General features: G+C 38.2%; 19 protein-coding genes and 1 other annotated feature. Of the genes, 2 read left to right on the top strand and 17 right to left on the bottom strand.

The window, feature by feature from the left end; all coding sequences use genetic code 11:
- Positions 1 to 58: 58 nt before the first annotated feature.
- The 5 genes from LEUM_RS02265 to LEUM_RS02245 all read right to left on the bottom strand — a co-directional run bounded on the left by LEUM_RS02265 (position 59) and on the right by LEUM_RS02245 (position 3,626).
- On the bottom strand, positions 59 to 460 hold the full coding sequence (locus LEUM_RS02265) for a type II secretion system protein (RefSeq protein ID WP_011679308.1): 402 nt from the start codon (positions 458 to 460) through the stop codon (positions 59 to 61).
- Positions 444 to 755 (bottom strand): competence type IV pilus major pilin ComGC, encoded by a 312-nt coding sequence (gene comGC / locus LEUM_RS02260; RefSeq protein WP_011679307.1) that lies wholly within the window; start codon positions 753 to 755, stop codon positions 444 to 446. Before comGC ends, LEUM_RS02265 begins: the two co-directional genes overlap by 17 nt.
- Positions 752 to 1,762, bottom strand: coding sequence for a type II secretion system F family protein (locus tag LEUM_RS02255; RefSeq protein WP_011679306.1), 1,011 nt, complete (start codon positions 1,760 to 1,762; stop codon positions 752 to 754). Before LEUM_RS02255 ends, comGC begins: the two co-directional genes overlap by 4 nt.
- Positions 1,731 to 2,672 (bottom strand): competence type IV pilus ATPase ComGA, encoded by a 942-nt coding sequence (gene comGA, locus LEUM_RS02250; protein WP_010289199.1) that lies wholly within the window; start codon positions 2,670 to 2,672, stop codon positions 1,731 to 1,733. Before comGA ends, LEUM_RS02255 begins: the two co-directional genes overlap by 32 nt.
- A 108-nt stretch (positions 2,673 to 2,780) precedes the next feature.
- Complete coding sequence (locus LEUM_RS02245) at positions 2,781 to 3,626, bottom strand: bifunctional 5,10-methylenetetrahydrofolate dehydrogenase/5,10-methenyltetrahydrofolate cyclohydrolase (protein ID WP_004164635.1); 846 nt, start codon at positions 3,624 to 3,626, stop codon at positions 2,781 to 2,783.
- A gap of 71 nt (positions 3,627 to 3,697) precedes the next feature.
- Here LEUM_RS02245 and LEUM_RS02240 point away from each other — a divergent pair, with 71 nt between their 5' ends.
- Both LEUM_RS02240 and LEUM_RS02235 read left to right on the top strand, forming a co-directional pair.
- A complete protein-coding gene (locus LEUM_RS02240; RefSeq protein WP_011679305.1) occupies positions 3,698 to 4,174 on the top strand; it encodes a deoxycytidylate deaminase in 477 nt (158 codons plus the stop codon).
- A gap of 200 nt (positions 4,175 to 4,374) precedes the next feature.
- Positions 4,375 to 5,343, top strand: a complete 969-nt coding sequence (locus LEUM_RS02235; RefSeq protein WP_011679304.1) for a thymidylate synthase — start codon at positions 4,375 to 4,377, stop codon at positions 5,341 to 5,343.
- 23 nt (positions 5,344 to 5,366) lie between these two features.
- On the opposite strand, the gene LEUM_RS02230 is transcribed toward LEUM_RS02235, so the two are convergent.
- The 12 genes from LEUM_RS02230 to LEUM_RS02175 form a co-directional block, all read right to left on the bottom strand.
- Complete coding sequence (locus LEUM_RS02230; RefSeq protein ID WP_105295940.1) at positions 5,367 to 6,005, bottom strand: JAB domain-containing protein; 639 nt, start codon at positions 6,003 to 6,005, stop codon at positions 5,367 to 5,369.
- 5 nt (positions 6,006 to 6,010) lie between these two features.
- Positions 6,011 to 7,399, bottom strand: a complete 1,389-nt coding sequence (locus LEUM_RS02225) for an MFS transporter (protein WP_011679302.1) — start codon at positions 7,397 to 7,399, stop codon at positions 6,011 to 6,013.
- Positions 7,389 to 8,570 (bottom strand): bifunctional folylpolyglutamate synthase/dihydrofolate synthase, encoded by a 1,182-nt coding sequence (locus tag LEUM_RS02220; protein ID WP_011679301.1) that lies wholly within the window; start codon positions 8,568 to 8,570, stop codon positions 7,389 to 7,391. Before LEUM_RS02220 ends, LEUM_RS02225 begins: the two co-directional genes overlap by 11 nt.
- Before the next feature lie 144 nt (positions 8,571 to 8,714).
- Positions 8,715 to 10,301, bottom strand: coding sequence for a degradosome RNA helicase CshA (gene cshA, locus LEUM_RS02215; protein ID WP_011679300.1), 1,587 nt, complete (start codon positions 10,299 to 10,301; stop codon positions 8,715 to 8,717).
- A 35-nt stretch (positions 10,302 to 10,336) separates the two neighbouring features.
- On the bottom strand, positions 10,337 to 11,479 hold the full coding sequence (locus LEUM_RS02210) for a serine hydrolase domain-containing protein (protein WP_011679299.1): 1,143 nt from the start codon (positions 11,477 to 11,479) through the stop codon (positions 10,337 to 10,339).
- A gap of 23 nt (positions 11,480 to 11,502) precedes the next feature.
- Positions 11,503 to 12,831: a UDP-N-acetylmuramoyl-tripeptide--D-alanyl-D-alanine ligase gene (locus LEUM_RS02205; protein ID WP_011679298.1), complete on the bottom strand. Its 1,329-nt coding sequence runs from the start codon at positions 12,829 to 12,831 to the stop codon at positions 11,503 to 11,505.
- Position 12,832: 1 nt separating this feature from the next.
- On the bottom strand, positions 12,833 to 14,224 hold the full coding sequence (rlmD, locus tag LEUM_RS02200; RefSeq protein ID WP_011679297.1) for a 23S rRNA (uracil(1939)-C(5))-methyltransferase RlmD: 1,392 nt from the start codon (positions 14,222 to 14,224) through the stop codon (positions 12,833 to 12,835).
- 39 nt (positions 14,225 to 14,263) lie between these two features.
- Positions 14,264 to 14,530, bottom strand: coding sequence for a type B 50S ribosomal protein L31 (locus tag LEUM_RS02195; protein WP_004164650.1), 267 nt, complete (start codon positions 14,528 to 14,530; stop codon positions 14,264 to 14,266).
- 92 nt (positions 14,531 to 14,622) lie between these two features.
- Entirely contained in the window at positions 14,623 to 15,909 is a 1,287-nt protein-coding gene (locus LEUM_RS02190) for a UDP-N-acetylglucosamine 1-carboxyvinyltransferase (RefSeq protein WP_011679296.1), read from the bottom strand.
- Between the two features lie 80 nt (positions 15,910 to 15,989).
- Positions 15,990 to 18,446 (bottom strand): phenylalanine--tRNA ligase subunit beta, encoded by a 2,457-nt coding sequence (gene pheT, locus LEUM_RS02185; protein ID WP_011679295.1) that lies wholly within the window; start codon positions 18,444 to 18,446, stop codon positions 15,990 to 15,992.
- 2 nt (positions 18,447 to 18,448) lie between these two features.
- Positions 18,449 to 19,498: a phenylalanine--tRNA ligase subunit alpha gene (gene pheS, locus LEUM_RS02180; protein ID WP_025267790.1), complete on the bottom strand. Its 1,050-nt coding sequence runs from the start codon at positions 19,496 to 19,498 to the stop codon at positions 18,449 to 18,451.
- A 99-nt stretch (positions 19,499 to 19,597) separates the two neighbouring features.
- Positions 19,598 to 19,791: a binding site (T-box leader), on the bottom strand.
- Between the two features lie 10 nt (positions 19,792 to 19,801).
- On the bottom strand, positions 19,802 to 20,170 hold the full coding sequence (locus tag LEUM_RS02175; RefSeq protein ID WP_011679293.1) for a winged helix-turn-helix transcriptional regulator: 369 nt from the start codon (positions 20,168 to 20,170) through the stop codon (positions 19,802 to 19,804).
- Between the last annotated feature and the right edge of the window lie 7 nt (positions 20,171 to 20,177).

Raw genomic sequence — 20,177 nt, 5'->3', positions numbered from 1 at the left:
GCATACTGATACTAGTATTAAAGCTAACATTGATTCTGCCAAAACAAATGCGGACTGCTTATTTTGAATTATTTGTTTCAACACGATATTCTCCTCCTCCAAGACTAAATATTAGTTTTATCGTCTGTTCTCCTGTGAGTGTCACTGTGGTTGGTGCAACATAGCCTGTTGTTAAGACATTTATTCTTTGTTGCGAATCTTTTTTTATACCTGATGGATAAACTAGTACTTGATTATTAAATCTCACCTCCTTCTTATCAAAAATAACCTCAACTGTTTTTTGTTCATGTTGTGCCGTTAGTCTTGCGTTTTGCCAGTAGGTTTGAAATGTTGCTAACCATTGTTGCGTGTCTATTTTGGGACGCGCCGATGTTTGTGCTCCAACAAAAAGCAGCAAACTCACAATCGTTAATGTTACAGCTGACTCGATTAATGTGAACCCACTATTTACGTGCTTCATTATGAACAATTGTTATTTTAAGATCTTGTGCTTTTTGAAACTGTTTCTCAGTTAAATAATTTTCTGACTTTAGTGCAGCGAGTGTCACATTATCCTGATTGGGGTGATCATTTTGATACAAATCAATTTGTGTTTGAACAGTTGATACCATCGCTGTCGCATGGTTTTCTACCGCATGTTTACGCTGTGCATTTAAATTTGGCAAAATAAGTAACATTAACAAACTAATAATAAAGAGTACAATTGCTGCTTCAATTAGTGTAAATGCTTTTTTCGATTTTTTAAAAATATTCATTGATATAGTCCTCCAATTGTTTGATACATTGGTAATAGCATGCTCATATACAGACCAACAATTGCAACGCCGATAATACCAAAAAATAATGGTTGCAGCGTGCCAATAAAACGGTCTGTTTGTTGCATAAGTAATTTAAATTGTGTTTTTGCATAATAATCGAGATATCGAGCAAGTATCTTAGGTTTATGACCACGAATAAAATATCCAGCCAATGAATCATTAACAAATGACTGTGATAATATATACCTCTCGATATTGCCTCCCAATTTGAGATGCTTTTGAATATCATGTGCAAGTGCAACTGCGTATGATTTATTATTTTGTTGTGCAACTTCATCAATAATTTCTGGTAACGTTAGTCCACTAAACATTAACATTGATAATTGTTGGCTAACTTGATAGGTAACAATACTGCGCACTATCGTCCCCACAAATGGTACTTTAGCCAGCATATTTAATTGTTGAATTGATGATAAATGATGCCAATACCATAACCACAGTGTTAAGAAGGTTAAAGTTAAGAGACCGGTGCAGAAAATAAATGCATATGGATAATTGATCGCCTCTTGATTAGTTTCTCGCCATTGATTGATCATTGGGTATAAAAAACATTTTAGTCCAATCAACAACAAACCAAGGATACCCAGTAAAATAATTGGATAACGCATGACCTGTGATAACTTGCTTTGTTGTTGCTGAAATTTGGCAAGGGTCTGCCCAATTCGAACCAGTGTATTGGAAATATCCCCATGTTGGTCTGATAACCGCAATTGTAATAAAATATTTGGACTAATAAATGCCTCGAGGGCTTGATAGAATGTTTGCCCTGTTGATAGACCTTTCTGAACCTGGCTAAGGATTGATTGCCATTTTTGATGTGCACTAGCTAAGATATCAATGCTCTGTGCGATACTATATCCTGATGATAGTAGCTCACCCAGCTCTTGAAAAAATAATACCTGGTCCCGCTTATTAAAGCGCGCTAAATTTTTGATAGGTTTCATTTGTTATCTTCCCTTCCTTTAAGGCATCCGCAAGCGTTTCTCGCCATCTATTAGTAAATTTTGGTGAACCTTTTAAAGGCATTCCTGCTACAACATCAGCAACAGCTGCTTGTTTATTGTCTATCGTGGGCACTAACCTTTGATAAACAATTTTTGTTAATGCTGCTTCGAGCTGACTTTTATCAACACCTAGTTCCAACAACCGTAAAGCGACGTCTTTTGTTGACATTGCGTGAATAGTACTAAATACTAAATGTCCACTCAAAGCTGCTTGTATCACAGCTTGAGCTGTTTTAACATCACGAATTTCTCCGATTAGTAAAATTTCAGGTCGGTGGCGTAAAGCTACTTTAATTAATTCTGTATAGTCAATGCCCGCTGTCTCGTTAACCTGCAACTGCACAAACTCTGGGGCATTAATTTCTACGGGGTCTTCAATGGTTAATACTAATTTATTTTCCGCAATGCTTTTTAATAAATGATAAAGTGTTGTTGTTTTACCTGATCCGGTTGGTCCTGAGATTAAAAACAATCCTGAATCAGGTAACTTTAATTTCATATCATCAAACTGCTTTTCAGCCAACCAATTTTGTGTATTGTGCTCTGGATAAATTACACGCAAAACTACTGTCTCTCGGTTCAAAAAATCTCCCACAGTTGAAACACGTATCCAAATATCCTGTTTTTGAAAACGCCCGAGTTGTGGCCTTCGTCGCTCAGAAATATTCATCTTAGCACGGTATTTAATAGCTGAAATCATTTTTTCAGCAGCTTTATTGTCCAGATATTCTTGAGTTACTATTGAACCACCAGCATGAAACTTTATCGTAAACCTATCATCGTTGGGCAATATGTAAATATCACTAGCTTCCTCAGCAACAGCGTTATCAAGTAATTGATCAATTTCCATCATTAACTCCTTTCTCTTTTTTGAGCTCACAGTATCATACGAGTTTAGATATCTTTTCGCACAAAAAAGCATCTGACAAATATGCCAGATGCTTTTTTATTTATCGTTTTATTGATGTTGTTCTGCTAGTGTTACTGTATTTTCTAACAGCGTTGCGATAGTCATTGGTCCAACACCACCTGGAACAGGGGTTATATAACCGGCAATCCCTTGGGCTGAGGAAAAGTTTACATCCCCCGTGGCTTTCCCATCAACAACGTTCATACCAACATCGATTACTGTAGCGCCCTTTTTCAGGTCTTCACCTTGAATAAAGTTTGGAATACCAACACCAACAACAACAATATCTGCATTTTTTAAAAGTGCCTTTAAGGTCGTTGGTTCAGTATAGCGGTGTGCTAAGGTTACCGTAGCGTCTGCATTAGTGAGCAAAGCAAACATTGGCCTGCCAAATAATTGTGAGCGGCCAACGACCACAGCATTTTTTCCTTTTAAAGAAATATTATATTGCGCCAAAAGTGTCATCACACCTTGAGGCGTTGCCGCAACAGTATAATTTTCCAAAGAATCACCGAATAGCATTCCTTGAACTGTTGCTCCTAGACCATCAGCATCTTTATGTGGTGCCACAGCAGAAAAAATTTGTCGTTCTTTAATTCCTTTGGCTAACGGACTCTGAACAAGGATTCCTGTAATACTTTCATCGTCATTTAGCTCTTCTACTAATTGAATAACACTTTCTGTTGTTGCATCAGTTGAGATTGGTATATCTCGCGTTACAATTCCGAGTTTAGCTGCTTGACGTGACTTCATGCCAACATATAATTGGCTCCCATCATTTGAAGGATCATAAATAACTGCTAAAGTGACAGGTCTTTTTTGTTTAGCCACACGTGCTTTTGTTTGTTCATTGATGGTTTTTGCAACCGCCTTACCATCTAAAATCTCTGTCATATTTTTTACTCCTTCAAATAAAAATGTGTTATTATCATTCTAACAGATTTATTTGATAAAGGAAGTTATTCATGGCAGATCAACGCATTAGTTGGCATCAATATTTCATTGCACAAGCAGCAATTTTATCCACACGATCTACCTGCACGCGATTACACGTTGGTGCCATTATTGTTCGTGATCATCGCATTATTGCCAGTGGGTACAATGGCTCTGTATCTGGCACGCCTCACTGTACAGAAGTTGGTGACTTGATGGTTGACGGTCACTGTATTCGAGCAGTTCATGCAGAGCAAAACGCCTTGATGCAAGCAGCAAAAATGGGTATAACAATTGATGGATCGGAAGTTTATGTAACAGACGTACCTTGCGTCCAATGTACTAAATTACTTTTACAAGCCGGCATCAGTAAAATTTATTTTATGAGAGATTATCGAAATAATACCTTTGCCGAAGAACTATTAGCACAAAAAGGAATTGAATTAAAACAAGTTCCACTTTCTGCACTTACAGCACAGCAAATTGATATGAACCAATTCATTGTATGAATACGATATGCCTTAGCGTTTTTTAATCCAATAGAAAGAGATATCACATCGAAAACCCCGTTAAATCATTTGCTATTTAATGGGGTTTTCGTTAGTATTTTAAGTAAAGATTAATTTTGAAAGGAAATGTGTTTGATAAGGAATCGCCTAGAGGCATTGCATGCCAATGATTCAGTCGCGCACATTACGTATTTTGACATATGTCTCAAAATGAACAACAATATCTCGACCTCGCACAAAAGATTCTTGATGAAGGATCACATAAAGGAGACCGCACTGGTACTGGAACACGTTCATTGTTCGGTACACAAATGCGATTTAACCTGGCTGAAGGATTCCCCCTTTTAACTACCAAAAAGGTTTTCTTTGGTTTGATTAAAAGTGAACTTTTATGGTTCTTAAGAGGAGATAATAATATCCGATTCTTACTTGAACACAATAATCATATCTGGGATGAATGGGCGTTTAAAAAGTGGATTGAATCTGATAAATATACCGGTCCCGATATGACTAATTTTGGTCTTCGTTCACAAACTGATGAAAATTTTGCCAAAATATACAAAGAACAAAAAGACATTTTCGTTAACAACATTCTCAATGATGACGAATTCAAGGAAGAATTTGGTTATATTGGAAATGTTTATGGAAAATTGTGGCGCAGCTGGGAAACAAATAGTCTGACCGCCGGTGATGAAACCGTTGATCAGGTCGCCAGACTTATTGATCAAATTAAGGAAACACCGAATTCACGTCGCCTCATTTTAACAGCTTGGAATGCTGAGACCACACCGCAAGCGCCCTTACCTTCTTGTCACGTACTTAGTCAGTTTTATGTTGCGGACGGTAAACTCAGTTTGCAAATGTATCAACGCTCTGGTGACTTTTTCCTTGGTGTTCCATTCAATATTGCCAGCTATTCACTGTTGCTACACATGGTGGCAGCTCAAACTGGCTACGAAGTTGGTGAATTTATTCATACCATTGGTGACACGCATATCTACAATAATCATGTTGATCAAATAACTGAACAATTGTCACGGCCTATGCACAAATTACCAAAACTATGGCTAAATCCGGAAGTTAAATCATTGTTTGATTATACGATGGATGACATCAAAATATTAGATTACGATAGTGAACCGGCCATTAAAGCGCCCGTAGCTGTCTAAATAAAAAAAAGTTATCTGAAAAATCAGATAACTTTTTTTAATTGTTGATTTTCTGACATACTCCAATACTCATTTTGCGTTACAATAAACGAGTCAAATAAACGTAAATCCATTTGATGACCAATTGTTGCCAAACGCTGACTGAAAGTAATATCTGCATTGGAAGGCATAATATTACCACTAGGATGGTTATGTGCAATCATGAATCCAAATGCGTTGGCTTTTAGTACGCGTTGAAATATCTCTCGCGGTGAAGCTTGTACTTGACTTAAAGTACCCACAAAGACTACTTCCCAACCGATAACATTCAACTGCGTATCAAGCAAAGCTACACTTAATTGTTCCTGCATTAAATTACCAATTTGTTGTTGCGCAAACCGACCTATTTCTGCTGAATATTTGGCATTTAGTAACTGTGGCCGTCGCTGGTGCGCAACATGTTTGCCAATTTCAATTCCTAACAGCAAAGCTTCATTAGCAATCGGATTATGAGACAAAAAATCTTCCACCATATCATTTGTCAATTCATTTAAATTATAGTTATTTGGAAAGTAACGTTGAAAAATACGAATATCTTTCTTTTCCTTATACCCCAAAAGATTGTAAAATTTCTCTACTTTTTCTTTGACCATATTGTTTACCTCTACAATATGATACGTCATTCTCTCTATTTTCTTATAGAACCTAAAGCACTTAATGAAAGAATGGCGGCTAGAACAATCAGTACTATGTCCACTCTAAATGTCCACAATGCACCAATGTGTGTTGATGAAGCCAACTCACGTACGTTAATTGCTTGCTTTTGAAATGTAGCAATAATGCCAGCAGCAAGTGCAATACCAACTGCAGCGGAATAGTTCGTTGTTGCAGAAAAAATAGAATTTCCTGAGCTTTGAAATTCAACTGGTACACTGCTTACCGAATAGGTCATGTTGTTACCAAACCAGAAACCAGCCCCTATCTGAATAACCATGAATCCACCTGTTAAACTAATGAGATTAATTGGGATAAATGCAATTAGTAACGTCCCAACAAACATCAATGTCACACCAATTGTAATTGGTAGCCGTGCACTATATCGATCATATAGGCGACCAGAAATTATAGCCATCATAGCATAACTTAAAGCACCTGGAAGTAAAGTCAAACCGGCAACTTGTGGATTTTTGAGTAAAACAATTTGTAGAACCATGGGTATTGCATAGTTAAACGTTAGATTAACTATTTGAGCTACAAATGCCGCTGCTATACCAAAACGAAAAACCTTAAACTTAAATATTTCTGGGCTTAACAATGGATTGTCAACTCTTTTTGCATAAAGAATATATCCAATAATACCCACAAACATCGCCAAAGTCATCAATAAACTTAAAAGATTTACTAATCCATGTGTGCTGATTCTTTCGATGACAAAAATACCAGAGACAAAAAACAGACTTAACAAGAGCCAGCCAATAATATCTAATTTTTCTTTTTTAATTGTTGAAACTTGCTTGATTGTGGCCCACCCAAGTATGAGAGAACCAATTTGAACGGGCAGCACAACCCAAAAGACCATATGCCAACCGTAATTTTGAGTTAGATAACCACCAAAAGCTGGACCAATTGCTGGAGCAAAAGAAATAATTAATGAGCCAAGTCCGACCATCGTGCCACGCTTTTTCTCAGGAACTTGTTCGAAAATAACATTATACATTAATGGTAAGCCAACGCCACCACCAATCCCTTGTAGCAACCGGCCGAACAATGTAATCACAAAGGTATTACTCACAGCATCAATCAGCACACCTACAATCGATATAACCGTGGCAACAATAAACTGGCTCCGATTGGTGAAGTTTTTCTTTAACCATGGCGACAAAATAACTACCATACTTGTCAACAAGATGACACCTGAGGTCAACCATTGTACTGTGCTAGAGGTTACCTTAAATTCTGTCATCAACATTGGAAAGCTGACGTTCAAGGCAGTTTCTAACATAATATCAGTAAATCCCAGCAATCCAATCGCTAAGACACTTAGCACCAAACGTGGGGATAACTTATCATCTATCATATTGCTCTCTTACCTCACTTATAAAATATAATGATCCAGTCAATACCGTTAAATCCGCGGTTGATTTTTCAACCGCTTCTTGCCAATGTGGCATCGCAGATACCTGATACTGTTTTAATGTCTGTTCAATGGATAAACTAGGACGGCCATTAGGTCCAGTAAATGGCACAAGAACAATATTAAATCTGTCATCTCGCAATATTTCATTGAATTCAGCAGTAACATTTTTATCCATCAAACTACCAATAATCAAGGTGATTTTTCCCTTTGGATATGCCACTGACAACGACTTGTATAAAGCACGAAGTCCTTGAGCATTATGAGCACCATCCACCATAATGTTTGGTGCAATTAATTCAAACCGTCCCGAAAAGTGGCTCTCTTCTAGCCCTTTTTGAATTGTATCATCAGAAATATTCTGAGCAAAAGCACGTACTGCTGCAACAGCAGTCGCTGTGTTTTCTATCTGATATTCTCCTGGCAATCCGGATTGAAATTCATGGCGCAGACCTTTTATGACATGTGGGGTTTTCTTTTCAATGACCAAGCGTGCTTCATCTGGTAAATCACCGGTAACAACAGCAACATCATCATGAATAATACCGGCCTTCTGTGATGCAATTTCAGTAATTGTATTACCCAACATTTTCTGATGATCTAATCCTACGCTAGTGATAACAGCTACCTTTGTATTTGGCATCACATTAGTAGAGTCAAGTAAACCACCAATACCCACTTCTATCACTAATGCGTCTAATTTTTTTGAAGAAAAATAGGTGAACATAATCGCTGTCAAAACTTCAAATTCTACAGGAATATCCGGATATAATTCTGCATCAACGTTTACTAACACTTGTGCGACTTTGTTAGTAGCGTGCAGTAAATCATCTTTCGAAATCATCTCATTATTGATTTGTATTCGTTCCCGAAAATTAGTGATGAAAGGTGAAACAAACAAACCAGTATCATAACCTGCCACACGTAAAATGTTACTAGCCATCGTTGATACTGAGCCCTTACCATTCGTACCAGTGACATGTATGGCATATGGTAAATCATTTTGTGGATTTCCCAAGGCTGCTAACAATGTGGTCATGCGGTATAATGACTCTTTTTGACCACCTTTTGGCCGGTTATGAATATAAGATATGGCATCTTCAACTGTTTTCATTTACTTTCTCCAACTAAAAACCGTCCAAAATGTTTGGACGGTTTCATCGTGTTACAAAATGTGTGGATAACAACTCAATAATAGCTGAGCTCCACTTGTTCATAAGACATCATACAAAGATGTCTCAAACAGCATTTTAATTTATTAATCTTTTTCACGTACAGTAAATTCGCGACGTGATCCGCCACTACTGTTGCGACGACTTTCAGTTGAGCGACCGTCACGACGCTTGTAATCTCCAAAACGGCGTTCGCTAGAAGCAGCGCCACTGCCTCGACGGCGATCATTACCGCGGGTGTCACCATTACCACGACGTTCGCGATTGCCACGGTAACCACCGCCACCACCATTACGACGTCCGCCGCCATTACGTGAACCACCGCGTGAGCCACCATTACCACCCTTACGACGTGGTAATGGACGTTCACGAGTAATTTCAACTGGTGTATTTTGCTTTTCTAAATCAGCAACGCTAGATAATACAGCAGCAGCTAATTGTTCAGCACTATACTTTGCTGTCAACGCATCTACCTGAGATTGAATTTCTGAAACCTCAGTTGTATCAATTAACTTAGCAACTTCACCAGCAGCATTGTTAATCTTTCCAATACGAGCGTCCTTTAGAGATGCTGGTTCAAGAGGCGTCATGCGCTTCTTAGTCAAATCTTCAACAGCACGTAAGTAATCCATTTCGTTTGGTGCAACGAAAGTGACAGATACACCCTTAGCTCCAGCACGACCAGTACGTCCAATACGGTGAACATAAGATTCTGGATCTTGCGGAATATCAAAGTTATAAACGTGAGATACGTCCTTCACATCCAAACCACGTGCAGCAACGTCTGTTGCAACTAAAATATTAATTTCATGTGACTTAAATTGAGCCAACACACGTGAACGCATTTGTTGTGTTAAATCACCATGCAAACCAGCAGCGTGGTAACCACGTGCTTCTAATCCTCGTGATAATTCTTCAACGCGACGCTTTGTACGACCGAAGACGATCGCCAATTTTGGTGCCTGCACATCAAAGATACGCGTCATAGTATCAAACTTTTCGTTTTCGCGCATACGAACAAAGTATTGATCAACCAAATCAGTTGTTAATTCTTTTGCTTCGATTTGAATATGTTCAGGGTTCGTCATGAACTTGACACCAATACGCTTAATTGCTGGTGGCATTGTTGCTGAGAACAACAGTGTTTGACGCTCTGCTGGTGTCTTTGAAATAATTGCCTCAATATCGTCTAAGAAGCCCATATTTAACATTTCATCAGCTTCATCCAATACTAATGTACGAACATTATCAATTTTTACAGTCTTACGGTTAATGTGATCAAGTAAACGACCAGGTGTACCAACTAGGATTTGTGGATGTGACTTCAAATTTTGGATCTGACGGCGAATATCAGCACCACCAAAGACAACCTGTACATCAACTCGCTTGTCGCGTCCCAACTTTTTTAATTCTTCAGCTGTTTGAATTGCTAATTCACGCGTTGGTGATACAATCAATGCTTGAATGTTTTTATTATTTAAATCAATGTGCTCCAAGATTGGCAAACCAAATGCTGCTGTTTTACCAGTTCCTGTTTGTGCTTGTCCAATTACATCACGTCCTGCTAATGTTAATGGAATTGTCTTTTCTTGGATTGGTGTAGCTTCAACATATCCATGCGTTGTAATAGCATCCAAAATGTCTTGTGACAAACCTAATTCACTAAATTTCAAAATTTTTTCTCCTTGCGCTTTGTGCGCGTTTGCCATTACTTTGTTGGAATGGCAGTCATTTTTGTAAATAATTCTCTGGCTAATGGTTGAAAACTGTGATTCTTATAATATTGATTACTAAGCAATATTACCGCATCTTGTCCATTATTTCTTATAACAACCGTGGGTTCAAATCCTGGCAAAATGCCGTGAGCATTAAGGTATTTCCCCTCGTGATACATTCCAGCAGCATAAGTCTCACCGGTTCGTGTTTGCCATAACTGACTGGGATGTTTAATGATAACTTTATCAATCATTAATCGATAAAAGTGATACAATTCTCCAGTTGTCATGGCAACATTTCCGGTGCCAGTTTCACGGTTGTATGCCACTTGATTTTCACTATAAGCTTTATCGTAACTATTATCATACCCAATAGAACGATGTTTGGAATTGATGAAATCTTGGTAATTTCTCACATTTAAATGATAAGTATTATTGAATACTTGGTTCAACAATACGGCAAACGTTTTATTAGTGAGCTTCATCAAAATACCTGCTAACAAACGATAATTGACCGGCTGGTAAGACCAACCGATTCCAGTACCAGGTTCACCAATTTTAACAGCATGAACAGCAGAAAAATCAATGTTATCTTCTTCGGACTCAAATGTCGTCGGTTGAATACGTTGACTTAAACCACTAGTCATGGTGATTAAATCGCTAATCGTAATACGATTAGCATTCACCACATTCGGATAATAATCACTCAGCTTGGTATCAAATGACAGTTTACCAGATTCTATTTGCTGCATTATTAATACAGCAGTCATGGATTTTTCAATTGAGGCAAGCTGAAAAAGTGTTGAGGCATCGTTATCACGATGCATTTTTTCATCTGCCTCACCATAGCCCTTTTGCAAAATAATTTCATTATGGTGCACAATCAGCGCTGTACCTATATAGTTTTCCGACTGAAGTTTTTTATCCAATGTCTCAGCAAATTTATTTTGTGGTGAGATATTGCTTTTTAGTGCTGACATACTGTTAGCACTATACTTATCATCAACGATTGGATTAATCGTATATTGACCGTTATTCAACTGATTCGGCCATAACACTAATCCCATGGTACAAACTAATATTAAGAACACAGACCATTTTCTGATCTTAAATTGTTGCTTCTGACTGCGTTTCATTTTGTGCCCCTCAACACATAAAACTATTTTACCAATGCGTTAACAACGTTCTCAAGATGAATCCCATGACTTGCTTTTAACAAAATCACGTCCCCGTTTTCACCTAACGTCTGTAAATCTTTGATTAATTCGGCTAACTGATCTGTTTCATATTGGTGCAAGTGCGCTGAATCAAAGCGTCGTTGCAAGATTGGATATAGATATTTATTCATCAATGGTCCAACCAAGTAAACGCCATCAACATTCGCATTTATCACCGTTTCTGCCAGACAAGCGTGCAAGCTTGCAGCCTGTTCGCCTAATTCTAACATATCACCCAACACAACATACTTGTGTGTGGCCGGTATAATTTTTAATGTTGCTAAGACAGCAGCAACAGCCGTTGGATTTGAGTTATAAACATCGCTAATTAAGTTCACGCCGTGAGATGTGGTGAGCTGTTCTGTGCGATTTTTTGTCAAATCAAAATGCTGAAGCGCTTCTGCAGCGTTTTTTAATTCAATATGTAATAAGATACCCGCTGAAATCGCTGCGAGCGCATTCATTATATTATACCGACCCAACAGTGGAATAGCAAATCGAGTATTTTGATAAGTAAAAATTGTCTTGGAGGATGACGAATTAATATCTTTAATATCTTGTCCAAAGGTTTGCACATTTTGTTTAACTTGTGCATTTGTCAGAAGAGGTTCATCGTAAGGAACCAATAATGTTCCTTGTGATTTGAGACCTTTAGTAATTTCGAGTTTTGCCTTAGCGATATTTTCACGTGTTTTGAAAAACTCAATATGCGCCTCTCCAATCATAGTAATGATGGCAATGTCTGGACTCACTAACTCAGATAATGTCGTCAATTGACCAGGTCGATCCATACCTAATTCTACCACTAACACTTCTGTATCATCTGGCATGGTGAGCAACGTCAAAGGAACACCAATTTCATTGTTAAAGTTTTCAGGTGTTTTAAAGGTTTTGTATTGAGAACCCATTATTGCCGAAGCCATATCTTTTGTTGTTGTTTTACCATTTGAACCAGTAATAGCAACAACTTTAGGATTAATTTGGTGACGACGATATTCTCCCAATTGCTGAAGAGCTAACAATGTGTCTGATACAATAATAGCTGGAATTTTTGAATCTATTTGATGCCTGTCGTCCACTAAAACGGCTGTGGCCCCTTTTGTCAACGCCTGTTGCACATAATCATGCCCATCGTTTTCAGCAACCAGAGCAACAAATAAATCTCCAGATTTAACTTTACGAGAATCAAAAGACACACCAGTAACTATTTTGGAATCTATTTGTGTTGTCGCATTTAATATCTGACCTATCTTTTTTACTGAGTAATTCATTTTAATCCTTTCGGAACACTGTAATACTTTCGACGTGAGAAGTCTGTGGAAATTGATCCACTGGTAAGACCGAACCATCAATATGATACCCATTTTCAATAATCTCAACGGCGTCACGACTCAAAGTTACTGGATTGCAGCTAATATATACTATTTTTTCTGGTGACATATCAGTTGTGCCGTTAATGAGAGAAGTCGTTAAGCCACGTCTCGGTGGATCAACGAAAACAACATCTGGCTTCAAACCTTGTTCTTGCCACTTTTTAAATTGCACAGGTGCATCAGCCAAAATATATTCGGCATTAGAAATATTATTGACCTGTAAATTCAATTGTGCATCAGCAACTGCACCAGGAACAACTTCAACACCAAGTACTTTTTTAACCCGACTAGCAACGCTAATTCCAATAGTCCCAATACCTGAGTAAGCATCAATAACAGTGTCTGTCGGCTTCAAATCCGCTTTTTGGGCAGCTAAATCATATAGAACTTCGGTGGTTTGCGGATTAACTTGATAAAACGAATTAGGACCAATAATGAACTCATACCCAAGCAAAGTATCATAAATTGCTTTCTCGCCCCATAGTATTCGATTATTTGGACTTAACAAAACGTAGTCTTTTTTGGGACTATAGTTCAAAATCAAGCTTTTTAATTCTGTCAGCTGGTTTCGGATATCAGCAATAATTTCTGTTTCGTGCGAAATGACTTCTTCGTTTGAAACCAATACGACCATTAATTCATGAGAATAATAGCCACGACGTATCATTATATAACGAATCGCACCACGTTCCAAATCAGGATCAAATGCTGTGATATCATACTTCTCCAAAATATTTCGAACCACAATAATTGCCTGATCAATTTCTGCATCGTTAACAAAATAATCATCCATGGGTACTAAATCATGAGTCCCCCTCTTGTAAAACCCGCTAGTCAAATGATCATTCTGCCATTTCACTGGCACAATAGTCTTATTACGATAGTATGTTGGATTGTCCATCCCAATCGTTCGGTCAACTGACACATCAATATGCTGTTCTTCAAACAGTCTCTTCACTTGGGCTTGTTTTAGTTCAAGTTGTGCCTCATATTTCAAGTTCACTAATGGTGCTGTACCGGCATCAATCAAATACTGCCGGTCACTATTTTGACGTTTATCTGAACTTTCCAACCAATCAAGAACTTTAGCATAGCCAGAAAATTTGTCTACTTGAGTTACCAGTAAATGCACCTTTTCTCCTGGTAATGCATCAGCAACATACAACGGATACTTTGCTGTGACATAAACAATACCCATACCATCAATCCGAATATCATCGACGACAACGATCAACTCTTGATTTAATTTTACTGGTAAAACTGTGCGTGCGATAATTTTCACCTCATACATAAAAAGCGTTCACTAAAGTGAACGCTTCTAAAAGAACAATTACTTGTCTTCGTTGTTCTTGAAACCAAATCCAGCAAACTTCTTGTTGAACTTGTCGACCGCACCATCGGCTTGCGTAAACTTTTGCTTACCTGTGTAGAATGGGTGTGAATCAGATGTAATATCCATACGAATTGCTGGATATTCTTTACCTTCAAAATCAGTTGTGTCATTTGATGTTACAGTTGAAGCTGACAAGAACTTCTTTCCTGTTGAAGCATCAATGAAAACAACTTGACGATAATCTGGGTGGATTTCTGCTTGCATTGTTCATTTCTCCTTAGCGCCCTGAGTCTCGTGACCCAGAGTCAGTTATTAACTAAACTAGTATACCAAATATTAATTCGTAACGCAATACATTATGGCATTAGATTGATAAGATCGATGCCTTCAATATTAATGTCGGCACCTAAACTTGTTAACTTCTCTTGAATACGATCATATCCACGTAAAATATGATCGGCATTGTTAATGATCGTCTCACCATCAGCCATAATTGCTGCAATGACTAATGCTGCTCCTGCGCGAATTTCTGCAGCCTCAACATCCGTACCAACCAAGCGCGGTGACTGATTAATTTTAATTTCGCCCGGCTTAGCTGAAGCAATATCACCACCCATACGACGTAATTCAGCAATATGCTTCACTCGTTTTGGATAAATGGTATCAATAATAGTACTTTCACCCTGAGCTATTAGCAGTAAAGGAGTGATAGGTTGTTGCAAGTCAGTAGCAAAACCAGGGTACGGCATCGTTTTGATGGCGACCGGTTTTAATGCATCTGATTTGTATACATGAACTGCATCTTCACCAATATCAAGGTTAACACCCATTTCAATTAGTTTTGATGTATATGATTCTAAGTGTTCTGGAATAACATTTTTTATTGTCACGCCATCCCCATATGCTGCTGCCATACTCATGTATGTTCCAGCTTCAATCCGATCAGGAATAACAGTGTGCGTATTGCGTGCCTTCAAAGTCGGTACGCCAGCAATACGAATAGTATCTGTTCCCGCACCACGAATGTTAGCGCCCATGTTGTTCAAAAATGTTGCAATATCAATGATTTCAGGTTCTCGTGCAGCATTTTCAATAACTGTTTGGCCTTTTGCACGAACCGCAGCCAAAACGATATTAATAGTAGCACCGACAGATACAGTATCTAAAGCGATACGCGCACCAATTAGACCATGATCCGTTGCATCAATATGAATAATATCATTGCTTTCAGTCACCACGGCACCTAGCGCTTCAAACCCCTTAATATGCTGATCAATAGGGCGTCTGCCTAAATTATCACCACCAGGGAAAGTCACTGTTGCACGGCCAAACCGGCCAAGTAATGCACCCATAAAATAATATGAAGCGCGTAATGACTTAATAGCGCCACTGGGCAAATCACTTTCTTCAATGCGTGTTGGATCAATATCCAACACCCCATTTTCAAACTTAGACGTCACATTCATTGCTTGCAAAATCAATTGCAGGTTTTTAACATCTAGAATTTGTGGTACCGTATCAAATTTCACCGGTGTATCAGCTAAAATGGCCGCCGGGATTAATGCTACTGTTGAATTTTTAGCGCCACCAATTGTGACTTCTCCACGTATGCGTTTACCGCCGTGTACGATTATTTTTGCCATGAAATTATCCTATAACTTTATAGTCTGCAACCCATTATATCGTATTTACAATGACAACTCAAATAACATTAGAAAAATAATTAGCGTATTTCTACATTAAATTTAGATTGTAATTCACTCATAATATGTTCAAAATCGGAATTCACATCAGTTTCTAGCAACGTGCCATCACTATCTTGATAAGTTAACGTGTAAGCAAGTGATTTTTTGCTTTCTGGCAGATTGTTACCTGTATAAACATCAAACAAAGTCACATCAACTAAGTGCTCCCCTGCTGTCTCTACAATTGTTGCACTAATTTCACTATTGGTTGTCGCCTGATCAACTAATAATGCGGCATCTCGACTAATTTGTGGAAAACGTGAAATAGGATTAAATTGAATACTATCTGTCACATGATTAAATACAGTAAATAAATTAAGTTCAAACCCAAATACTGGCGCTAATTTTTGCTTTTTTGTAATCTTGGGATGAATTTGACCAACAAATCCGACATATTGTTCTCCAATATAAATATCAGCCGTTTGACCTGGGTGCATACTTTCATGGCGTTCTGTCGCAACATAACGGACGTTATCGACACCAATCTGATCTAAATAATTTTCTACAATTCCTTTGATATCATAAAAATCAACGGCTTTTTCTTGCTTAGATTCTTGCCATGATGATTTTTGTAAATTACCAGTTACTACTCCCGCTATATGCTCAATTTCTTTTGGTTGCTCATTAGGTTCATTAGCAATGAACACTCGACCTTGTTCATATAACGCAACGTTAGGTACAAAATGGCTCACATTATAACTGACATCATCTAATAATCCTGCTAATAAATTTTGGCGAGCCGTTGTACGGTCAGAGCTCATAGGATAGTTTAATGTTACAACACCATCTGCTTTATTTTCAGCAAATAACTGGGCTTTTTCACTCGTTGTTAGCACATATGAAATTGCTTGATTTAATCCCAAGCTTTCCATAATATGCCGACTAGCACGGATTTGACGTTGCTCTCTAGACAATTTACCAGACGTTGTAGGACCGTAGGGCAATGTAACTGGTAAGTTATCATAACCATACAAACGTGCTACTTCTTCAATTAAATCGGCCTCAATAGAAATATCAGCACGACGTGCTGGCACATCAACAACAATTTTTTCATCATTTTTTTCATAAACAAAGTTCAGCTTATCAAAAATGTTAGCAATTTCATCTGTTTCTAATGATGTACCCAAAATATTATTTACCCGTTGTATTGACAATGACAATCGGATATCTTTACGAACATCATCAGCGGCAACAATTTGGCCACGTGCTACTTGACCGTCTGCTAATTCATCTACTAAACTAGCTGCATGATCCAAGGCATTAAGTGTTTCATCCCAGTTTAATCCACGCTCAAAGCGTGATGATGCCTCAGAATGCAAATTATGGCGTCTTGCAGTTGCTCGAACCAAACTTGGGTTAAATATGGCACTTTCAATCACAATATTTTTTGTATTATTATCGATTTCAGAACCCATGCCACCCATGACACCAGCTAACATCAATCCTTCTGATTCATCAGCAATGACAATGTCTTCACCGGATCGCAATGATCGCTCTTCACCATCGAGGGTTACCAACTTTTCGCCATCTTTCGCACGGCGTACGTAAATATCTGAACCATTTAACTTGTCCAAATCAAATGCATGTAGTGGTTGCCCATAGGTTAACATCATATAATTAGTGATATCAACGATATTGTTGATTGGACGCATACCGGCATTCCACAGGCGCTTTTGTAACCACAAGGGAGAATCCTTTATAGTGACGTTGTTTACAACGCGCAACGCATACTTTGAAACTAGTTCTTGATCATCAATTTGAACAGAAACTTGACTATCTGCTGTTTGTTCGTACTCGACCAGTTCAAATGATGGCAGAGTAACCGGCTTATTTAACATCGCCCCAAATTCATAGGCTGTACCGATCATTGATAGCATATCTGCTCGATTAGGCGTTAAGTCAGTATCTAATACCGGCTCATCCATTCCCAAAGCTACAAGCGCATCATCTCCAGGTTTAACATCATCAGTTTCATTAAAAACATAAATCCCTGCTTCAAACGCTTTGGGGGCAATTTTGTCACTGAAGCCAATTTCCTGTAGTGCAACTAACATGCCATAAGAGAATTCTCCACGTAATTTAACTGCATTTAGTTCAATTAGCTCACCATTTTCACGGTTAATAATATGTGCACCAACTTTAGCTAAAATAACCATTTGTCCTTCGGCTACGTTAGGCGCTCCTGTGACAATTTGTATTGGTTCTGGCTCACCAGCCTCAACCTGAGTAATAACCATGTGGTCAGAATCTGGGTGTGGAATTACTGATAATATTTTAGCTACTACAAGACCGTTTTGCCCTGAAGCAATCGTTGTATTACTGTCGATTTCTACACTTGTACGCTCTACTTTTTCCGCTAAATCACTCACTGATTTTGGGTGCAAGTCAATTGCATTATCCAAATATTCATTTATCCATGTTAAGCTTGTTTTCATAATCAGTTCCCCTTTCGATTGAATTGTGATAAGAAACGCACATCATTCAAGTAAAATTGGCGGATGTCATCTACGCCATATTTCAACATAGCAAATCGATCTGGTCCTAAGCCGAAGGCGAAAGCTGAATATTTTTCAGGATCAATGCCATCCATTTTTAACACATTTGGGTGTGTCATTCCAGCACCAAGAACTTCAATCCACTCAATGTCTTCTGGATTCATATCTGGTGTAACTTCATTCCAGGAAACATCTACCTCCACAGATGGCTCAGTGAAAGGGAAATAAGAAGGTCGCATGCGAATTTGATGTTTTTCACCAAATAATTCTTGCATAATGGAAAGCAATGTACCTTTTAAGTCAGCCATTGTGATATTTTCGCCAACCACCATGCCCTCAACTTGATGGAACTGATGCGAGTGAGTGGCATCATCAGTGTCACGACGATAGACTTTTCCAGGAGCAATCATTTTCAGTGGTCCCTTTGAAAAATCATGTTTTTCAAGCGATCGAGATTGAACTGGAGATGTTTGCGTACGCAATAAAATTTCTGGCGTAATGTAAAATGTATCTTGCATATCGCGAGCAGGATGATCCTTAGGCAAATTTTCACGTTCAAAGTTATATTCATCAGTCTCAACTTCTGGTGAATCAACTGTATCATCGATTATTTCAAACCCAAGGCCCAAGAAATGTTGTTCAATTTCGTCAATAATTTGTTGTAAAACGTGTGGTTGTCCCACCTGATGCGCGCTACCCGGCAGAGTAACATCAATTTTTTCTGCCAATAACTGTTGATTTAAAGCATATTCTTCTTGCGCTTGTTTTTTTTGTTTCAATAACTCTGTGATAGTTTGACGAACATCATTACCAACTTCACCAACCATTTTACGATTTTCTGCGGCGACATCCTTCATCCCCTTCAGCAAACCTGTTAACTCACCCTTTTTTCCTAATAACTTCACACGTAATTGCTCAATATCAGCATTTTTATCATTAATTCGTTCTACTGCTGAATTTTTTAAAGCCGTAAGATCTTCAATTAAGCCCATATTTTTTCCTTTCAATATTGTGACCATTAACTTTTATCTTTACCAGTCACCTATACTTTACAAATTAAAAGTCCCATGTAATTCTTCCAAAAAAGAACTACATGGGACGTTAAATACCGTGGTACCACCCAAATTCCTGGATAAATCCAGCTTTGGTGTCCATAACGGAGACAACCGTTGGCGATTAAACCAATACTCCTGACTGAATTTCACCGTATCTTAGCCACGGTCTTTCACTAATCACCGTTCGCTGAGGGCATCAATACAATTACTGGGTCATTCATCGTATGCTTCTTTAGTATATCAAAATTTTGTTGCACTGTCAGGTTCTTCCAGGTTAGCAACGTTATTGAATTGATCTGACCATTCATGAATTGCTGTCATCATAGGTCGCATAGCTTCTCCCGCCTCAGTTAATTTATACTCAATTAAATTGGAATCTTTATAAGTTTGACGAATTACTATGTTTGCAGCCTCTAACTCTTTTAAGCGCTCAACTAACACCCGATCCGAACACCCTGAAACAGCACGTGATATTTCTAAAAACCTTTTGGCGCCACTAATCAGCAATGTTTCAATAATTAGTCCGTTCCATTTACGCCCCAAAAGTTCGAAAGTACAGGTGAAGTTCTTGCACAAAGTATTTTCAGTATTTTTTGTTTTTTTAACCATCATAACC

Source organism: Leuconostoc mesenteroides subsp. mesenteroides ATCC 8293 (genome assembly GCF_000014445.1).
Lineage (GTDB): Bacteria > Bacillota > Bacilli > Lactobacillales > Lactobacillaceae > Leuconostoc > Leuconostoc mesenteroides.
Note: the sequence above shows the minus strand (reverse complement) of the source record. Positions and strands in the feature narration are given on the sequence as shown.